The organism is Neisseria sp. P0021.S006, from assembly GCF_051956895.1.
On sequence record NZ_JBQCWZ010000706.1, the window covers coordinates 1 to 718 of the forward strand.

Genomic DNA, 718 nt, shown 5'->3' on the forward strand with positions numbered 1-718 from the left:
TTATTTAACCGCAAAAATTACCGATATACCGTTCTATCAATCGAAAATCAAATGCCCCAATTTATCCGCTTTAGTATGCAGATAACGTTCATTTTCCACATTTTCGCCGACATGTAATGCAATCCGTTCAACCACATTAATGCCGGAATCTTTCAACGTTTGGATTTTTTCAGGATTATTGGTCAACAACCTGACCTCCCGAATATGCAGATAATCATAAATCTGCTTGGCTAAAGTGAAGTCGCGCGCATCAACAGGAAGGCCGAGCGCTACATTGGCTTCAACCGTATCCAAGCCCTGATCTTGCAGACGATAAGCACGGATTTTGTTTATCAAACCAATGCCCCTGCCTTCTTGGCGCAAATATACGATAACGCCACGCCCTTCTTTCTGAACAACCTGCATCGCCGCTTGAAGCTGAGGGCCGCAATCACATTTCACCGAAAATAAAGCATCGCCGGTCAAGCACTCGGAATGGATACGCGACAACACAGGCAGGCCGTCTGAAACATCGCCCATCGTCAATGCGACATGTTCCTGACCGCCCTCTTCTTCAAAGCCGTGCATGGTAAACTCGCCCCATTCCGTAGGCAAACGGCATGACGCAACAAACTTCAAGGCATTACTCATTTTCCGCTTCCTCTTTTTCAGCCACGCCCAACAGATTTTTCAAAGAATCCGACAGAGCCAAGGCAAGGGCAATCCAAGCCACCAATAC

1 protein-coding gene is annotated in these 718 nt (G+C 46.8%); it reads right to left on the reverse strand.

The window, feature by feature from the left end:
- Positions 1-36 precede the first annotated feature (36 nt).
- Positions 37-630: a GTP cyclohydrolase II gene (gene ribA, locus ACTHUM_RS16600; RefSeq protein ID WP_107769243.1), complete on the reverse strand. Its 594-nt coding sequence runs from the start codon at positions 628-630 to the stop codon at positions 37-39.
- Between the last annotated feature and the right edge of the window lie 88 nt (positions 631-718).

Excerpts from the sequence above, each read along its gene's own strand:
- ribA (WP_107769243.1), bottom strand. The coding sequence starts at position 630 with ATGAGTAATGCCTTGAAGTTTGTTGCGTCATGCCGTTTGCCTACGGAA.